The sequence below is a fragment of the Marinifilum caeruleilacunae genome, assembly GCF_013141825.1.
Taxonomy (GTDB): Bacteria; Bacteroidota; Bacteroidia; order Bacteroidales; family Marinifilaceae; genus Marinifilum; species Marinifilum caeruleilacunae.
In genome coordinates, this window is record NZ_RZNH01000039.1 from 1 (window position 1) to 17,908 (window position 17,908).

General features: G+C 36.9%; 15 protein-coding genes. 9 read left to right on the top strand and 6 right to left on the bottom strand.

Annotation, left to right across the window (positions count from 1 at the left end):
* Window positions 1-169 precede the first annotated feature (169 nt).
* The 3 genes from ELS83_RS18000 to ELS83_RS18010 form a co-directional block, all read right to left on the bottom strand.
* Window positions 170-943, bottom strand: a complete 774-nt coding sequence (locus ELS83_RS18000; RefSeq protein ID WP_171596936.1) for an SPL family radical SAM protein — start codon at window positions 941-943, stop codon at window positions 170-172.
* A gap of 131 nt (window positions 944-1,074) precedes the next feature.
* Window positions 1,075-1,611, bottom strand: a complete 537-nt coding sequence (locus ELS83_RS18005) for a nuclear transport factor 2 family protein (RefSeq protein ID WP_171596937.1) — start codon at window positions 1,609-1,611, stop codon at window positions 1,075-1,077.
* 8 nt (window positions 1,612-1,619) lie between these two features.
* Window positions 1,620-2,147, bottom strand: a complete 528-nt coding sequence (locus tag ELS83_RS18010) for a DJ-1/PfpI family protein (RefSeq protein WP_171596938.1) — start codon at window positions 2,145-2,147, stop codon at window positions 1,620-1,622.
* A 298-nt stretch (window positions 2,148-2,445) separates the two neighbouring features.
* Here ELS83_RS18010 and ELS83_RS18015 point away from each other — a divergent pair, with 298 nt between their 5' ends.
* The 4 genes from ELS83_RS18015 to ELS83_RS18030 all read left to right on the top strand — a co-directional run bounded on the left by ELS83_RS18015 (window position 2,446) and on the right by ELS83_RS18030 (window position 7,638).
* Window positions 2,446-3,366 carry a helix-turn-helix domain-containing protein gene (locus ELS83_RS18015; protein ID WP_171596939.1) on the top strand — a complete coding sequence of 307 codons (921 nt, stop codon included), beginning with the start codon at window positions 2,446-2,448 and terminating at the stop codon, window positions 3,364-3,366.
* 112 nt (window positions 3,367-3,478) lie between these two features.
* A complete protein-coding gene (locus tag ELS83_RS22600) occupies window positions 3,479-4,222 on the top strand; it encodes a phosphatase PAP2 family protein (protein WP_171596940.1) in 744 nt (247 codons plus the stop codon).
* A gap of 30 nt (window positions 4,223-4,252) precedes the next feature.
* Entirely contained in the window at window positions 4,253-5,692 is a 1,440-nt protein-coding gene (locus ELS83_RS18025) for an MFS transporter (protein ID WP_171596941.1), read from the top strand.
* Window positions 5,693-5,922: 230 nt separating this feature from the next.
* Complete coding sequence (locus ELS83_RS18030) at window positions 5,923-7,638, top strand: endonuclease (RefSeq protein WP_171596942.1); 1,716 nt, start codon at window positions 5,923-5,925, stop codon at window positions 7,636-7,638.
* A gap of 431 nt (window positions 7,639-8,069) precedes the next feature.
* Here ELS83_RS18030 and ELS83_RS18035 read toward each other — a convergent pair whose 3' ends face one another.
* The gene (locus tag ELS83_RS18035; RefSeq protein ID WP_171596943.1) at window positions 8,070-9,314 is read right to left on the bottom strand and encodes a hypothetical protein; all 1,245 of its coding nucleotides are present in this window, start codon (window positions 9,312-9,314) and stop codon (window positions 8,070-8,072) included.
* Window positions 9,315-9,346: 32 nt separating this feature from the next.
* Complete coding sequence (locus tag ELS83_RS18040; RefSeq protein WP_249414495.1) at window positions 9,347-11,899, bottom strand: TonB-dependent receptor; 2,553 nt, start codon at window positions 11,897-11,899, stop codon at window positions 9,347-9,349.
* A gap of 745 nt (window positions 11,900-12,644) precedes the next feature.
* On the opposite strand from ELS83_RS18040, the gene typA reads away from it, so the two are divergent.
* Window positions 12,645-14,444, top strand: coding sequence for a translational GTPase TypA (gene typA, locus ELS83_RS18045; protein ID WP_171596944.1), 1,800 nt, complete (start codon window positions 12,645-12,647; stop codon window positions 14,442-14,444).
* Window positions 14,445-14,524: 80 nt separating this feature from the next.
* Here typA and ELS83_RS18050 read toward each other — a convergent pair whose 3' ends face one another.
* Window positions 14,525-14,746 carry a ferredoxin gene (locus ELS83_RS18050; protein ID WP_171596945.1) on the bottom strand — a complete coding sequence of 74 codons (222 nt, stop codon included), beginning with the start codon at window positions 14,744-14,746 and terminating at the stop codon, window positions 14,525-14,527.
* Window positions 14,747-14,953: 207 nt separating this feature from the next.
* Here ELS83_RS18050 and ELS83_RS18055 point away from each other — a divergent pair, with 207 nt between their 5' ends.
* The 4 genes from ELS83_RS18055 (at window position 14,954) to ELS83_RS18070 (ending at window position 17,905) form a co-directional block, all read left to right on the top strand.
* Complete coding sequence (locus tag ELS83_RS18055) at window positions 14,954-15,376, top strand: hypothetical protein (RefSeq protein ID WP_171596946.1); 423 nt, start codon at window positions 14,954-14,956, stop codon at window positions 15,374-15,376.
* Between the two features lie 21 nt (window positions 15,377-15,397).
* Window positions 15,398-15,721: a PadR family transcriptional regulator gene (locus ELS83_RS18060; protein WP_110363638.1), complete on the top strand. Its 324-nt coding sequence runs from the start codon at window positions 15,398-15,400 to the stop codon at window positions 15,719-15,721.
* A gap of 20 nt (window positions 15,722-15,741) precedes the next feature.
* Window positions 15,742-17,319: a PspC domain-containing protein gene (locus ELS83_RS18065; RefSeq protein ID WP_171596947.1), complete on the top strand. Its 1,578-nt coding sequence runs from the start codon at window positions 15,742-15,744 to the stop codon at window positions 17,317-17,319.
* A 91-nt stretch (window positions 17,320-17,410) separates the two neighbouring features.
* Window positions 17,411-17,905, top strand: a complete 495-nt coding sequence (locus tag ELS83_RS18070) for a DUF4252 domain-containing protein (RefSeq protein ID WP_171596948.1) — start codon at window positions 17,411-17,413, stop codon at window positions 17,903-17,905.
* Window positions 17,906-17,908 lie beyond the last annotated feature (3 nt).

Genomic DNA, 17,908 nt, shown 5'->3' on the forward strand with positions numbered 1-17,908 from the left:
GCTACAAGGGAAGCTACAAAGAAATGGACGATGCCAATCAGAAACTGGGGAGTGATCTTAAATCAGTTTTTAACTATATTTGAAGAAAGGGTCAGGCTCAACGCCTAACCCTCTAAAATTTCATTTACACACTTTGTGGGACAGTGTCGGCTTTTTTCGTATCATGATTTTAGAATACAATACGACATTCAATACTGCGTTTCTTACATTCGGCCTGAATGCAATTTGCCGCTTGCCTGAAGTATTCCTTTCTCAGATACTGCTCTCTATTTAGCTTCTTAAAAATATGATCGGCATAATGATAATTCAACTTATCTACTATGATATAATCAACCACTCCTTCCAAACTTGTTACCAGGTTTTCGGTTCTTGGAAGAAGAGGAGCAATCATGGCATAAGTTCTTAGTCCGGCAACATGCAATTCTTTCAAAGCCTTAATTCTCTCATCAATTACAGGTGCCGATGGCTCAAAAATTTCTCTTACACGATCGTTCCCCGTTGGTATAGATAATCCAATTTCGATTTTAGTGAATTGTTGAAACAGATCCAGATCTCGCAAAACCAGAGGAGAGCGAGTTTGAATAATAACAGGCCAATCCTTCTCTGCCAAAACCTGCAAACAAGCCCTGGTAATTTCATATTCCTTTTCTAGTGGCTGATATGGGTCGCAAGTGCCACTAATCCACACCTTCCCTTTTTGTTTCTTTAGAACTTCTTTTTTTAATAATTCTGCAGCATTTGTTTTTACATCTACAAATTGTCCCCAAGGCTCCTCATGCTTTGTGTACTTCATCATGAACCTGGCATAACAATAAGAGCAAGCATGCTCACACCCGTTATAAGCATTTAATGCATAAGTATGAACTTTTGAATTGGAAAGGATACTTCTGGCAGTTTTTTCTGTTACCAGGATATCAGATTTTCGATATTCGACTGTTTGCATTATAATTTACCTTTAGCAATTTTATTTCTTGAAGATTCAACCAACTCCAAAACTATTTATAAAAATAACTTAGCCAGTGCAATTTTTATCGCACTGGCTAAGGTTTATTTAAAAGAAATTTTTAATCTCTGCTATTTCTCTTCTGCGATAATATTTCGCATCTCCACTTCATTCAACCATTTCCCATCTTTCTTCACATAAATTGAGATATATTTTCCAAGCTTTACCTTCTCATTTGGCATTTTCCATCGTACCAATCCGTATACATATCCCATTTTTGCTCCTTCGCCTACATGTGCTTGTATTGGCTCCCAGCTTAATTCAAAACCTTCCATTGTAAGTAGCTCCTTAAACATCATCTTTTGGTTTTCTCTTCCAAAAATAGCTTCTACTCCGGGAGGATTTACCATAGCATTTTCTGTCAGATAAGTAAATGCTTTATCAAGATTACCTTCCTCAAACAAACGCATAATTTCTCGCTCTAAGAATAGCAACAAATGCTCGTCTCCATTATGATCTGCAAGTGGTTTTGTTCTTCTCTCGTCTGATAATTCAACAAGTGTTTTACCATTAAATGTTTCTTTTGAATTTTCTTTTTTTGCGTATGCAGATACACTTAGCATTAGTGCAAAAACTGCCACAACGATTTGTTTCATATGTGCTTTCATTTTCATAATTAATTTAATATTTCAACTAATTTGGGTAGTAACAAATGCAAAGATTTCTCCGTTTGAGCAGTGTAGTAATTTCTGTCTACCTCAATTTCCTGACTACTACCCTTAACATTTTTCACCATATCCTTAATGTAAGGGTGGAGCGCAATGGTACTTCCTTTGGCTGCTTCTAATCCATCAAAAAGAAGTCCAGCCACACAATGACCAGCCATAATTTTACCTTTATCGCTAAAACTTTTCATCAGCTCTAACATCTCATCGTAACAGTCATTTCCTCCTTCCTGCAAATACTTTGGCATTGCATCTCCACATGCAAAAACCAATGCATCAAATTCTTCAACCTGCTCCTTAAGGTTTGCAACAATATCATCGGTTTCGAATGTTATGCCCGAATTGGTTTTTACTTTCGTTGATTTTGCCACTGCAAAAGTTTTGTAAGAAATCCCTTTTTCATAAAATGATTCCAGGTACTGAAACAGTCCCATCCCATTTACAGGGTTCACCACTAGAATCGCTACTCTTTTTGCCATTTTTTTTACTCCTTTGTTATGTTCTAATTCATTATATACCAACATCAAAAAAACTACACATTCACTGTTTTTGATTGTATGAGCAAAATTAGAGTCTATCCTGCCCTTGAACTTATACAGATCATAGTTTGTCAGATACAGATTACAGATGCGTATGAAACAGCTGAGACTTAGATAAAACTTCAAGAAAACAGAGATATGCCAATTCTGTAATCTGTATCAGGAAATCAGTAAAATCAATCAATTTTAAGTTGGAAGAATTCAATACATTTGTATAATAAGGAAAGAAGTACAAGTCATGAGAGATATCGTTTTCATCAAAACAATTACACAGCTTAACGAATTAATGGGCACCAATAAACCCTCCCACCCTTTAATTTCCATCGATTATTTTGACCTAAGCAAACCAGGCAAATCGTGCTGCAATTCGCTTGATAAAAAATATGTTCTCGAATTGTACCAGATCGTTCTTGAAGAAAATGCCGAAGGAAAGTTAGGTTATGGTCGAAGTTCATATGATTTTCAGGAGGGATCTCTTATTTTTTTAAAACCCGGGCAAGTATTTTACAGCGATGGATCATACAAAAATTATAACGATAAAGGTTGGTCCTTAAGCTTTCATCCCGATTTGATTCGAAAAACAGAATTGGGTGATAAAATTGATGAATATTCATTCTTTTCCTATGATGCTAACGAAGCTCTTTTTCTTTCAGATAAAGAGAAAAAGTTTATTCTCAATATCGTTCAAACCATCGAACAAGAGTACACTCACATTATAGACAAACACAGTAATGAACTAATCATTACAAATTTGAAATTATTGCTTGACTACAGTAAACGATATTACGATCGACAATTCTATACCCGAACGAATCTTAATAAAGATGTTGTAAGTCGTTTCGAAAAGCTTTTAAAGGACTATTACAATCAGAACAAACAATTGGAACTAGGCATACCAAGTGTGAAATACTGCGGGGAAGAACTTCAAATGTCGCCCAACTATTTAAGCGACCTTCTCCGGAAAGAAACAGGCCGAAATGCACTTGATCACATCCATTTTTTTGTGATAGAAAAAGCCAAGACTGACCTGCTAAATTCGGTAGGTGGAATTAGCCAGGTTGCCTTTGATTTGGGCTTCGAACATGCTCCTTATTTTAGCAAGCTCTTTAAAAAGAAAACTGGCATGAGTCCAAGGGAATACATCCAACAGGCAGAATAATAAACCTCTATCTGATACAATTAAAAGCCATCCAATTCGGGTGGCTTTTTGCATAAGTCCTCCCTCCTATTCAAAAAATCTTTTATTTTTGTTGGATTCTAAAATTTAACCTGTGAAAAATAAGCTTTTACCACTCATATTGCTTCTGCTGATATCCATACAATCGAAGGCATTTGAATTGAATCAGAAAGATTCTATTCCTTATTTTAAAAACTCCCGAAACATCCTAAATCCCGGTTTGGGCAAAGAAGTGTTTAGCAGCAAAAACCTCATTGTTTTTGGTGGTTTATTAGGAGGCGCATTCTTAATTGATGAATGGGCAAATGACAGAATCAAAGACAATCAAAGTTCAGCTGCGGAAAAGTATACCGATTTTTTCAATGAATTTGGTGAAAAGAAAATAATAGCACCATCGATAGTAGCCACCTGGGCCATTGGCACAATTATTAAAGATGAACGCCTTTCGAACACCGCATTAAACTCAGCCAAAGCATTGGCTACAGGAGCCATATTAACCGAAAGCATCAAGATTTTGGCAGGACGTTCACGCCCCGATCAAATGCATGGCAATATGCATTTCGATGCTTTTGGAGGAAAAGACAACAATAGTAAATCTTTTCCCTCGGGTCATGCATTTGTGGCATGGTCTGTGTTCACTCCATTTGCCGAAGAATACAGCAAGTGGATATACGTAATTCCAGCATCGGTAAGTTTGGCCAGAATGTATCGAAACCGACACTGGTTCTCAGATGTTGTTTTGGGTGGAGGAATTGGCTATTTTGCAGGCCTTTATTTTCACAAGCGGAAGAACCAAAGGGTGATCTTCAATGGAAATGGAATTGTAATTAAATTTTAAGCAACTAACACAACCAAAAAAATAAAAGTAATGAGTATCGTTAAAGTATTTAAAAAATTCCCAAGAACCTTTTGGGTAGCAAACACAATTGAGCTTTTCGAAAGATGGGCCTGGTACGGCTTTTTCATGTTATTTGCCAATTACCTTACTGGTTCGACCGATATAGGAGCCCTTGGATTATCGCAGGCACAAAAAGGGATCATCATGGGTGTAGGTACAGGTATTTTGTACTTTCTTCCAGTAATTACAGGTGCAATTGCAGATAAATATGGATATAAAAAGGTATTGGGCATTTCCTTTGTGGTATACAGTACCGCTTTTATTGCATTGCCATTATTCAACACCTTTGCAGGCGTTTTTGCCATGTATTTGTATTTGGCATTAGGTGCTGCACTTTTTAAACCAATTATTTCGGCAACTGTTGCCAAAACTACCGACGAAGAAACCTCATCTATTGGGTTTGGAATTTTTTACATGATGGTTAATGTTGGTGCATTTATTGGTCCTTTGGTAACCCTTGCTTATAAAGATAGCGGATACACTACCGTTTTCTACATTTCTGCAGCTGTAATTTTAGTCAACTTTATCTTGATTCTTTTCTATAAAGAACCCGAAAGAGAGATTAAACAAGAGTCATTGGGCCAGGCAATCGGAAATGTATTCAGAAATATCGGAACAGCACTTAGCGATTTTAAATTCGTAATATTCCTTCTTCTTGTTGCCGCATTTTGGAGCATGTATTATCAATTGTTTTTTACCTTACCGGTATTCATTACCCAATGGGTAGACACCTCTTCAATTTACAACTTCTTTGAAGGTTTTATGCCAGCGGTTACCGAAACCTATGGTAAAGATGGACAAATGGATTCAGAGTTCATTGTGAATTTCGATGCCATGTTCATCATTATATTCCAAATTATTATTTCATCTATCGTGATGAAATTAAAGCCATTAAAGGCAATGATGGGTGGAATTTTAGTTTGTACCATTGGGATGGCACTTACATTATACACACAAAATGTATTGTTCGTGATTGTAGCAATTTTCATCTTCTCGGTGGGTGAAATGGCTAGCTCTCCGAAAATTACAGAGTATATTGGTAGAATTGCACCAAAAGATAAGGTAGGTTTGTACATGGGCTGTTCATTCTTGCCAGTATTTGCAGGTAGTACACTTGGTGGTATTATTTCCGGTAATGTGTATGGTAGCATGTCCGATAAGGTAAATCTCCTGGTAACAGAGGTTGAGAAAAGAGGCTTGGACATTCCAGCCATTTCGAAAGATTTCTCGGCAACCGAATATTTCAATCGAGCTGGTGAATTAATGGGCATGAATCAAACCGAATTAACCCAATTCCTGTGGAACACTTATCATCCAGGCAGTATCTGGTATGTAATTTTAGCAATTGGTTTATTCGCTGTAATTGCACTTTATTTTTACGATAAATTATTACTGAATAAAAAGTCTTAATTGACTTCAAATAAAATTTAATATTTCTTAATCCCGCTATGGCGGGATTTTTTTTGCCATTTTCATCAAAATATTATTGAAAAATAAGGCTATCTAGCAGATATTTCATAATTTGGCCTCAATATTCCGTGCAACAACAGTCACTTTTCTGTGATTTGTTCGTAGTATATACAACCACAACCATTTTATGCTATCAACCAAAACATTACAAATTTGATAAGGCATACTATATGACAAAACTTTTACGCGTAAAATCTCTTTTCATTCTTCATGCACTACTTTTGTGGAGCAGCATTCTGTTTGCACAAGTAAGTGTTGATGAATATTACCAGTCTGCTACTGGAAAAACTGGTGGTGAATTAAAATTTGCTTTGTACGAAATTATTAAAGAGCAAACGGTTATTCCTTACACCACAAAACAGGCCGGCGACGAGTACAATGTTTGGGAAGCTTTAAAAGAAGCAGATCAAGATCCAGCCAATGCAGACAATGTAATTTTAATTTACACCGGACGCAGTGAAGCAAAGTCTTCGAGCGATTGGAATCGTGAACACATTTGGGCGAAATCCTATGGTTTGGGCGATCCTTATGACGATCCGGGGGCAGCAACAGATGTGCATGCGCTTCGTCCTTGCGATGGAAGTGTAAATACCGATAGAAGCAATAAATTTTTCGACAATGGTGGCACGCCTCACGACGAAGCTACAGAATGTAAGTACGATGACGATTCATGGGAACCGCGCGATGAAGTTAAAGGTGACATTGCCAGAATCATTTTCTATATGGCCGTAAGGTATAAAGGAGAAAATGGCGAACCGAACTTATCTGTTACTGATGATATGGCAGATTACAGAAGCGGAAAGCCTGTTCATGGAAAATTATCAAGCCTGATAGAGTGGAATACTCAGGATCCTGTGGATGATGCCGAACGTGCACGAAACGAAAAAATTTACGAAATTCAAGGCAATAGAAACCCTTTTGTTGATCATCCTGAATGGGTAAACATTTGGACGGGAACAGATTCCAGCAGTCCTATATTTAATGATCTTTTACCTGAAAACGGAGCTACTTCAGTATCGCTTACAAGCAATTTAACCATTAGCTTTAACGAAGAGGTGAAAGAAGGCATGGGAACAGTTCGTATTTACAATTATGATTCTGATGTTGAATTTGAGTCGTTAGATGTAACTTCGAACAGAGTAACATTTTCGGGCAACAAAGTACGAATTAATCCTGAAGCAATGCTAGAAGAGGGTGTTAAGTACTATGTATTAATCGATAATGGTGCAATTACCGATGCTTACTCAAACACATACGATGGCATTACAGATAAAGAATTCTGGACCTTTACAGCGACTTACACTGCTCCTGACTTGGTTGATTTTAGTCCTGAAGATGACAGCAATGGCATTTCCATTTCAACAGATTTGGAATTGACTTTCGACAAAGATGTACAGGCTGGCGATGGTAATATTGATGTATACAACAACTCAGGCTTAGTTGAAAGTATTAGTGCATCTTCGTCTGATGTTACTTTTAACGGTGATATGGTAAGTGTTGATATCACTGACGATTTGGAAGGAGCAACAGAATACTATATTCTGATTGACGACAATGCTTTTATCAGTGCAAACGGAGTTGCTTATGAAGGTATTTCGGACAATACGGCATGGACATTCACAAGCGAGGTAATTACCGGCATTGATGATTTATATGCTAAAGGTGTCCCTTCTTTCTACCCGAATCCGGCAACACGAGAAATCAAATTAACCAATATGGATAAGGTGGTTTCTATTCACATTACCAACCTTACGGGAAGAAACATTATGGAAGTAAAATCTCCTGATACTCGCATCTCGATTGCGAACCTGCCAAAAGGAATGTACTTTGTTACCTTTATTTCGAACGATGGCAACAGGGTAACTAAAAAACTATTGAAAAGATAAGTTTTAAGACTTTATAAATGCAAAAGACTGTTCCTTTACGGAGCAGTCTTTTTTTTGCTCCTGTACCCACTAAAACCAGTAAGATTAACTACTTCAACTCAGCTACAATATCAATACTCACATTTTGTAAATAGGCAGAAACACTTTTGTTCGTATCTTATATTGAATCACCAAAGAATGAAATCATTATCATGATTAATTTGTAGATCAATAGACTTCTCATTCATCCTGAATTACAGCCTTGATTTGTTATTACCCTTAGATTCCAGAAGAACCACTTAAAGAATTTCGACGTCCGTAATGACTTTAAAAAGATATAAAACTTGAACAATTCATTCGATAAGACAATAACACGATTTAGATCGAAATATTAAAGCATAAAAAACCCCGAATCGATATGATCCGGGGTTCTGTATTTTATGGATAAAAGATTATAAATCTTCTACAGCTTCAAGAGTAATTGTAGCGCTACCGTTAGATCCATCGTAGTAATCGTAAGTTACTGCGAAAACATCGCCAACTGCAACTTCGAAGTTTGCTTTCAAAATCTTGGTGATTTTTTCAATTCTTACTTCAATAGACTCTTCATCTTTTCCTTCGCGAATATCGAAATTGCTGTATCTACCGTTTCCAACCAATTCGTAATCTGCATCAGTTAAAGTGTAAGTAATCGTAGCTGTTTTGTCAGACTCAATCATTTTGATTGGTGGAACAAATACCCAAGCTCTGTTTTTGTATGCTACCAATGAAGTTGCATCAATTGTGCTTTGGTACTCTACCCATTCTCCGTCAGTTAAAGTGTACTCTTTCATTCTTGTTTCAGTAACACCACCACCTGCATAATGCTTGTAAATGGTTGCATATTTAGCACCATCTAATGCATATGGGAATTTCTGACCTAAGAAAGTTGACAAGTAGTTTTCTGCTGGAGTTGAATCAGAGAAGTTGTTATATCTTCCTGGCTGACCGCTTTCTTCTCCCATTGAATCATAATCTGAAGAAGTCAATTCATATACAGTTACATCACTTGGAACTTCAGGAGCTTGCTTATCTGATTCTGACCATACCGATCCGTCGAATGCCCAAAATTCAGTAATCTCGCTTACACCGCCATCGTAGTACTTATAAGTAACAGCTAGCTCATCACCTGTTTCAGCATCTGGGAATTTACCCAAAAGGAAGTTTGGTAAATAATCTTCTGCTGGAGTTGAGCTAGAAAAGTTATTGTATTTTCCTGGCTCATCATCACCTGTACCCATTGAGTCATAATCAGCAGTAGTTAAGGTGTAAGAATCCATTTCTGCCAATTCTTCCAAATAATCTAAATAATCGTAGATATAAGAAAGACTTCCTCTGTAGAACTTGTATTTTACAGTGTACTCTACACCTGCTTCACCATACAATTTCATATTGTCAAGGATTTCAGGCAAGAAATCAGCAACAGGAGCGTATTTAGAGAAGTTCTTATAGTTCTGAACACCTTCGTCAGACGACAAAGCATAGTCAGCATCGGTTAATTCGTAACCATTTTCAATAAGAGTTTTGTCAGAGAAAAATCTCTCTTCTTCTAATTTATCGGCATTTGCCTTATCCACTTCTTCATACACATCCTCCATTGGATCACAAGCGGTAAATACCAATGAGAATAGCGATGCGATATATAATAATTTTTTCATCTGTCTATTTTTTAAGTTTAAACCAAGTTAGATTAGAATTTAACTTTTAAACCTGTTGACCAATTTCTTCCAAATCCGTAGTAAACCAAAGCATCGCTTGATACGTGAGTAGTACCATCTTGAGCTTTTGAGATGTATTCAGTATCGAATACGTTGTTCATGTTACCATAGATAGAAGCTTTTAAACCAGCAATTTCAAATCTGTAGTTGAAACCCAGGTCAACCAAACCAACATCTGGCATTTCCCAAGCATCACCAGGAACAGAGTTCAAACCACGCTTTGTAGCATCAAAGTTAGCATAGTGCTTGCCATAGTACAAGTAGTCTCCGCTAATTGTAAGCTTAGGCAATACTTCATATCTAACTGAAACAGATCCTGTCATTTGAGCAGAGTTACCAACGTGAACATCTTTAATGATTGCATTAAATTCACCTTCTAATTCATTAGTTTCCTCATTAAATACAGCAGCATTTACATCATCTTCGTAAATCCAGTCTCCTAGAGAGAACATTGCATCAATAGTTAACTTCTTAGATGGCTTGTAGCTAGCTTCAAACTCAATACCTTGGTGCAATTGGTTCAATCCACTGATATTAACTTTACTTCTACCAATTGTCTGAACTAATCCTCTGTCTTTCCACTGAGTTCTATACAATGTAACTTTTGCATCGAAATTAGAAGCAGTGTATTTGTAACCAAGCTCCGAAGTAATGATTTTTTCGTACTTCACATCGTCGTTCACATCATTCTTATAGTTCAAGAATACATTTGTGAAATATGGAGTTCTTTGTACGTAACCAGCGTTACCAAATACAGAGTGAATAGAGTTGAACTTATAGCTAACACCAGCTTTTACGTTCCATGGGAAGAAGTGCTCCCAGTCAGTTTCCTGTTCTGCAGGTGCATACTGGAAGTAATCAACACGCTTGTATGATTTTCTTGAAAGAGCAGCAGATACGAAACCTGTTACATTGTCACCAGCATATTCTGCCTGACCGAAAAGACCAGTATACAATACTTTACCGTCATTGTGGTAAGAGTACTTGTCACCTTTTTTCAACCAAGTGTCAGCATCACGATTAATATTTGAATCATCAAGGAAGAATTTACCACCTAAAAGATCTTCTACTTCTCTGTAGTGCTCACCTTTGTAATATCTTAAATCAAGACCACCAGTATAAGTAATTGCTTGTTTAGTCATTGTTAATGAAGACAACAAACCAATCCATGAGTGGTTGTTTACCGAGTTACCAATAATTGCCTGAGATCCTTCAGCAGTATAAGTAGCATTTCTTGCAGAAACTTCATCAAAATCTAGCAAACCATCAGCAGTTCTTAGAATATTAGGATCATCTTCACCTGTTTTACTATCTACTCTTAACCAACCTGATTGTTCACCTGATACACGACGACCTCCACCAGAACCAACAGAAGCATATACCGAAGTTGTCATCAAAGTTTCTTCGTTAATGTTCCAGTAGTGGTTCAACTGAGCCTGTGGCTTATGGTAGTAGTTGTAACCATATCCACCACCGTAAACTTTACCTTCACGGATACCGTAGTCAGAGTTGTATTTCTCTTCGTGCTTGTGGTTTCTGTACTGCTCAATTGTATGTTTTGTTCCACGCTGGTTGTGCCATTGTGGAGCACCAGTAATCATGAAAGACATGGTGTGCTTATCGTTGATCTTTTTAGATACATTCGCATAGTAAGACCAAGCATCATAATCAGTACCTCTGATATAACCATCAGCATAAGTATGAGAACCTAATAAAGTAACAGCCCAACCATTATCCATCATACCTGTTGAGATAGAGAACAATTGTTTTCTGTAACCATCGTTACCAATACCAGTTTTTACAACACCACCTTTTTTAGCATCGGTAGATTTTGTAAGGATATTGATTGTACCACCAACTGAAGAAAGACCTAATTTAGAAGCACCTAAACCACGCTGAACCTGCATTGTTCTTGATACATCAGAAAGACCTGCCCAGTTTGACCAGTATACTTTACCATTTTCCATATCGTTAACAGGAATACCGTTAATCAATACTCCAACGTTGTTTGAGTCGAAACCACGAACGTAAACAGAAGCATCACCGAATCCACCACCTTCTTTCGAAGTATAGATAGATGGAGTAGTTTTCAAAATCTCTGGATACTCTTGAGATCCCAATTTGTTCTCAATGATGTCAGCGCTAATTGTAGAAACAGCTACTGGTGTTTGACGGTCGGTTACAACCGATGCCATAACACTTACTTCATTCAAACCAACAGCATCAGATTCCAGCTTAATCTCACCTAAATCCTGAGCTCCTGATAAAGCGATTTCCTTGTCTAGGAAACCAACAAAACTTACAACAACTTTTGATGCTCCCTGAGGCACTTGCAAAGCAAATGAGCCATCAAAACCTGAAACTGTACCCGAAGTTGTTCCTGGTACAACAATTGAAGCTCCTGGTAAACTCTCACCAGAACCTCCGTCTACGACCACACCTTTTACGGTGGTTTGAGCAATAGCTGCAACGGACAGCATTAACACAGCCGCCATTGTCAAAATACTTCTCATAGCATTTTTCATAAAACGAATTGTTAGGTTAGTAATAGTGTAGCAACCTTGCTACAAAATCATCTCACATTTCCTTGGAGAAAAGGATTACAAAAATGGTTCGTTTAAAACTTATTAACAAATAATCAACAATCATTTGTTTAAGGTTCATCCGATAAAAAAGTATGTTCGTCGAAAAAATATTTAGATGATTAAAAATCGAGGCAATTTTTTTCAAAAAACATGTAAAATTTTATCGAATTATAAGTTCATCACTTTTAAAAATTAGGATTCGGAAGATAATATTTTTTATTCAATTTCCACAATCAAAAACCTCCCAAACATTTAGTTTAAAAGCAATTCCACTTCATGTACAAAACAATGAAAGTCTCGAATTCGCCAATAATTCTGCGAAGGTACTGTTTTTTCTTTTTATCGCAGCCTTAATTGATTTGATTCTAAATTACATTCCCTTGTTTTCACACCTGCAAATCTATGCGAATATCCAGCATGATCTGTTAAGTTAATTTTAATAAAGCAATAAGTTAAGTTGTACTTTTCGCCATTTATAAATTATTCCTTCCAAAAGGATTTAATCCCAAAAATAAACCGTACTTTTGCAGCCGCATTTTTAACAGCGCAATCGATTCAGTCACAATTATTTCAAAAACATGAGATTGAATCTTGACTTTTTCTGGGATAAACTTTACTATAGGAAATCCCGAGATTAATGATTTAGACAGATTTGCAAGACAGAGAGTCATAAAGAAGATACGAGATGAAGAAACTAAGAAACATTGCAATTATTGCTCACGTTGACCACGGAAAAACAACTTTGGTTGATAAGATGATAATGCACAGCAACATTTTTAGAAAGAATGAAAATCCAGGCGATTTAATCCTGGATAACAATGATCTGGAAAGAGAGAGAGGTATTACCATTTTATCGAAAAACGTATCTCTTGAATACAAGGATGTAAAAATTAATATTATTGATACACCTGGTCACTCCGATTTTGGTGGAGAGGTTGAGCGTGTATTAAATATGGCCGATGGTGTTCTTCTATTGGTAGATGCCTTTGAAGGAACCATGCCTCAAACTCGTTTTGTATTGTCCAAAGCTTTGGCATTGGGATTGAAACCAGTTGTAGTGGTAAACAAGGTTGACAAACCAAACTGTCGCCCCGAAGAAGTACAGGAGCAGGTGTTTGAATTGATGTTCAACCTGGAAGCTACAGAAGAACAGCTTGATTTCCCAACCATTTACGGTTCGGCAAAAGAAGGCTGGATGTCGAAAGACTGGAAAAAACCTACCACCGATATTACTGCAATTCTAGATGCAATTATTGAATACATTCCTGAACCAAAAACTTTGGATGGAACACCTCAAATGCTGATTACATCTTTAGACTACTCTAATTACGTAGGTCGTATTGCAGTAGGTCGTGTTCACCGAGGTGAACTTCGCGAAGGCATGGATGTGAGTCTTGCCAAAAGAGACGGCAGCATTAAAAAATCAAGAATTAAGGAACTTCATGTTTTCTCTGGATTGGGCAAAGAACGTGTTTCGAAAGTGGAGTCGGGCGAAATTTGTGCCTTAGTAGGTATTGAAGGTTTTGATATTGGCGATTCAATTTGCGATATCGAAAATCCGGAAGCATTGGATCCAATCGCCATCGACGAACCAACAATGAGTATGTTATTTACCATTAACAACTCTCCGTTCTACGGACAGGATGGTAAATACGTAACTTCTCGTCACTTGATCGACCGTTTGGAACTTGAGCTTGAAAAGAACCTTGCATTGAGAGTTGTTCCAACCAATTCGGCCGATTCATACAATGTATTCGGACGTGGTGTACTTCACTTGTCGGTTCTTATTGAAACCATGCGTCGTGAAGGCTACGAAATACAAGTTGGCCAGCCACAGGTAATTATTAAAGACATTGCCGGAGAAAAATGTGAGCCAATCGAGATTCTTTACATCGATCTTCCGGAAGATGTTTCAGGAAAAGCAATCGAGCTAATTACTCAGCGCAAAGGTGAAATGTTGACCATGGAACGTAAGGCTGATCGTGTTCACCTTGAATTCCATATTCCTTCGCGAGGAATTATTGGCTTGAGAAACCAAATATTGACCGCTACAGCAGGTGAAGCTGTAATGTCGCACCGTTTCCACGAATACCAGCCACATAAAGGAGAAATTCCTGGACGTGTAAATGGTTCTTTAATTGCAATGGAAACTGGAACTACATTTGCTTATGCATTAAATAAACTTCAGGACAGGGGAAGATTCTTCGTACCGCCACAAACTGAAATTTATGCTGGTCAGGTAGTTGGAGAAAACAATCGTGCAGGCGATTTGGTACTGAATGTGACCAAAACCAAGAAATTAACCAACATGCGTTCTTCGGGAGCTGATGATAAGGTAAAACTTGCTCCTCCAATTATTTTCTCTTTGGAAGAGGCTTTGGAATACATACAGGGTGACGAATATGTTGAAGTAACGCCAAACAATATCAGACTTCGTAAAATCTTACTGTCGGAGCATGATAGAAAAAGAGCGTCAAAAGAATAATTGAACATTCAATTCATATAGTATCAAAAGGAATCTTTTTAAAAGGTTCCTTTTTTTATTCACCTGACTTATTACAAAATCTACTCTATCCTGATACAATTAGTTGGGCAAATCTCTGCAGCTTTCCTATTTTGCTCCACCTCATCCTCAAAAATTTCGAGCACATGCTCCTTCTTCAAAAGGTGTGAACCTAGCAAATCACATTTCCCATCTCTCTCGTTCATCGCCCAAAATCCTGGCGCAATACTCACACAATATGCACAACCTATGCATTTTTCCCTTCGCTGATATACCTTTTTCATCCCTTTCAACTCTACCCTGAATTCATTTTTTTCAAGAAATCCAAATATAGTACAAAAAAAGTTTAAATTTTTTATTGTTGATTTCCAGCATTTTAAGGATTTATTTTCAAATAATATGGTACTATGTATTGCATATTACCTTTTTTTCTATGTATATTTGTAATACAAACTTATAGGTTAGAGATAGTATTATTTAAAAATGTAATCATGAAATCCTTGTTCAAAGACAAAATATTGAGAATCACAATACTGTTACTTACAGTCATGACCATCTCCATTGAGTCTAAGGCTCAAATCTTACAAATGGATCAATTTCTAATATCGGTTGCAAATGTGATTCCTTCGGCAAACAATTCTGAAGATTCTCCTGAAGACGAAATCACAAATGAAAAAGGCTATTTGGATAATGGGATATTGATTTTTAAGGAGAACCTTAAAGTATGTAAAGACATTGTTTCTGGAAGTTCAAGTAGTAGTTCAATTGAAGAATCAACAGATAGCATAAGATCTGAAAAATGTGAAGTTTGCCAGGATTCAATTGCAACAAAGCAAAACACAACAACAATTACGAAAAAGAAAAGATCTAAAAACTTCAGGAATTTTCCTGGAAATATCAGATCAAGAATATAAACAGTATAAAATATTCCAAGTATGAAGATAGAAAATACAAAAGCCCAAATGCGAAAAGGAGTGCTGGAATATTGTATTCTTTCCATTCTCTCTAAAAGTGATGCTTATGCATCCGATATCATTAAGGAGCTAAAAGAGGCCAAGATGATTGTAGTGGAAGGGACACTTTATCCCTTACTTACCAGACTTAAAAATGCTGGTTTATTAAGCTACAGATGGGAAGAGTCGACACAAGGACCTCCTAGAAAGTATTACACAAGTACTGAAGTAGGCAACGATTTCTTAAAAGAACTGGATGGTTCGTGGCAAGAACTGGTTGATGCCGTAAATACGATTAAAAAGTAAGTCCAAAAACTGTTAACACTATGAAAAAGACATTAACAATTAATATAAGCGGAAGTATATTTCACATCGATGAAGATGCTTTTGAGAAATTACAAGATTACCTGCGAACGATCAACAGCCACTATGGCCCAGGCGAAGAAGGAAGAGAAATTATTTCTGATATCGAATCCAGAATTGCCGAGATTTTCCAGGAAAAATTAAGTAGCAAAGACCAGGTCGTAAATGTTGACATGGTTGAAGAGGTAATTACCATTATGGGACGACCTGAGGAGATTTTTGAAACCACAGAAGAAACTTCTGAGGAATCACAAACTCAAACGCAAGCCACTGTGAATGGTAAAAAGAAGCGCAGGTTGTACCGCGATCCGGACAAAAGAGTTTTCGGTGGTGTTGCAAGTGGTTTATCGGCCTATTTTGGTATCGATGTAGTCGTTTTTAGATTACTGTTTGTGCTCTTCTTCTTCCTTGGTTATGGTTTTGCATTCCTTCTTTATATCATTCTTTGGATAGTTGTTCCTAAAGCCATTACAACCAGCCAAAAGCTTGAAATGAAAGGCAAAAAGGTCAATATATCCAATATCGAGGAATCGATAAAGGATGAATACAAGGAAGTGAAGGATAGCTTTGATAAAATGAGGGAGAAAAGTAGCCCCCAGGTAAGAGATGGTTTCGACCGAGTAATTGATTTCCTTGGATCGGCATTGCGCCTTTTACTAAAAGTGATTATTATTCTCCTTGGAATTGGATTCATTTTTGCAGGCTTCGTATCACTCATTAGTTTTATTGGCTCACTGATATTTGCTCGAACATTTATTGGACCATTTGCAGATTTCCATTTCTCGGGCATGATGTTACCTGAACTATTTCTTGATGGCACCAACATTACCCTATTTACCATTGGAGTACTTATTGTTATTGCCATTCCATTAATGCTGTTGATTTTTGCAGGCATTAAATTACTTTTCAATTTCAAAACCAATAATAAAGCCATAGGTTTTAGTGCACTGGCAGTGTGGTTGGCAGGTATTATCCTGTTGGTTGCTTTAAGTTTCTCGCAAATGAAAGCATACATGCACAAGAAAACGGTATACACCGATAGCATTCTATTGGAAGCTCAGGATCAAAACATCTTATACCTTCAAACTTATAACAGATTAAAAGATGGTTGGTACGAAGACAGCGAGGAAATTGAAGGTATCGAAATCATTAAAAAAGATGGCGAAGAACTTTTAATTGGTGAAGTTACCCTTGATATTGAAAAAAGCTACTCCGATAAATTTGAAATCAAGCTAAAAAAAAGTGCGCGTGGCAAAACCTCAAGCATTGCTGCCGATAATGCCCAGGAAATAAAATACAGTTGGAATTTAAGAGATTCGGTATTGGTTTTTGACAAGAGCTTCATCCTGCCGGACGATACCAAATGGAGAAACCAGAAACTACATGTTACCCTAAAGGTGCCTGAAGGAAAAGTAGTTTACCTGGATGATTCAATGAGAGGAGTCATTCACGACATCGATAATGTAAGCAACACCTGGGATTTCGACATGCTTGGCGAAAAATGGATCATGAAAAAAGAAGGCTTAAGCCTAGTTGAATAATAAATAGTTGTTCTATCCATGTTTTGCACCGATACCTTTTTCATCACACACAAAAATCGGTGCAAACATGGTTCATTTTAAAACAAAAATTATGAGAAAATTATTAGTAATTCTAATTGCATTTGCTTTGCCTTTACTTTCTCAGGCTCAAACCAAAGGAGAAAAATTACACGCCAAATACTCAAATCTCGATGGTTTTAACAGCTTTAGCTTTGCAGGATCATTTTTAAAAAATCTTGATTTTGACATCGACGAAGATGAATTGGAGAAGAACGTTACCGGCGATTGCAAAAACATTAAATTCTTAAGCTTTAAACACGAAACCGGCGATGAATCGAAATTTAAAAAGATTGTTGTATCGCAGCTTTCGAAAGGAAACGCTTACAAAGAAGTATTAATTGAAGAAAGAGATAAAGATGATGACGATGTTCATTTCTTTGCAAAAGGAAAAGGAAAAAGATTTAGCGAATTCCATATCCTTCATTACAACGAACACAGAACATCACTAATTTCATTTTTTGGAGACTTTCATGTGGACGAATTGGAAACTTTGTCGCATTACAGCATCGACAAAGATGAAGAGTAAAAA

Excerpts from the sequence above, each read along its gene's own strand:
- ELS83_RS18000 (WP_171596936.1), bottom strand. The coding sequence starts at position 943 with ATGCAAACAGTCGAATATCGAAAATCTGATATCCTGGTAACAGAAAAA.
- ELS83_RS18005 (WP_171596937.1), bottom strand. The coding sequence starts at position 1,611 with ATGAAAGCACATATGAAACAAATCGTTGTGGCAGTTTTTGCACTAATG.
- ELS83_RS18010 (WP_171596938.1), bottom strand. The coding sequence starts at position 2,147 with ATGGCAAAAAGAGTAGCGATTCTAGTGGTGAACCCTGTAAATGGGATG.
- ELS83_RS18015 (WP_171596939.1), top strand. The coding sequence starts at position 2,446 with ATGAGAGATATCGTTTTCATCAAAACAATTACACAGCTTAACGAATTA.
- ELS83_RS18025 (WP_171596941.1), top strand. The coding sequence starts at position 4,253 with ATGAGTATCGTTAAAGTATTTAAAAAATTCCCAAGAACCTTTTGGGTA.
- ELS83_RS18030 (WP_171596942.1), top strand. The coding sequence starts at position 5,923 with ATGACAAAACTTTTACGCGTAAAATCTCTTTTCATTCTTCATGCACTA.
- ELS83_RS18035 (WP_171596943.1), bottom strand. The coding sequence starts at position 9,314 with ATGAAAAAATTATTATATATCGCATCGCTATTCTCATTGGTATTTACC.
- ELS83_RS18040 (WP_249414495.1), bottom strand. The coding sequence starts at position 11,899 with ATGAAAAATGCTATGAGAAGTATTTTGACAATGGCGGCTGTGTTAATG.
- typA (WP_171596944.1), top strand. The coding sequence starts at position 12,645 with ATGAAGAAACTAAGAAACATTGCAATTATTGCTCACGTTGACCACGGA.
- ELS83_RS18050 (WP_171596945.1), bottom strand. The coding sequence starts at position 14,746 with ATGAAAAAGGTATATCAGCGAAGGGAAAAATGCATAGGTTGTGCATAT.
- ELS83_RS18055 (WP_171596946.1), top strand. The coding sequence starts at position 14,954 with ATGAAATCCTTGTTCAAAGACAAAATATTGAGAATCACAATACTGTTA.
- ELS83_RS18060 (WP_110363638.1), top strand. The coding sequence starts at position 15,398 with ATGAAGATAGAAAATACAAAAGCCCAAATGCGAAAAGGAGTGCTGGAA.
- ELS83_RS18065 (WP_171596947.1), top strand. The coding sequence starts at position 15,742 with ATGAAAAAGACATTAACAATTAATATAAGCGGAAGTATATTTCACATC.
- ELS83_RS18070 (WP_171596948.1), top strand. The coding sequence starts at position 17,411 with ATGAGAAAATTATTAGTAATTCTAATTGCATTTGCTTTGCCTTTACTT.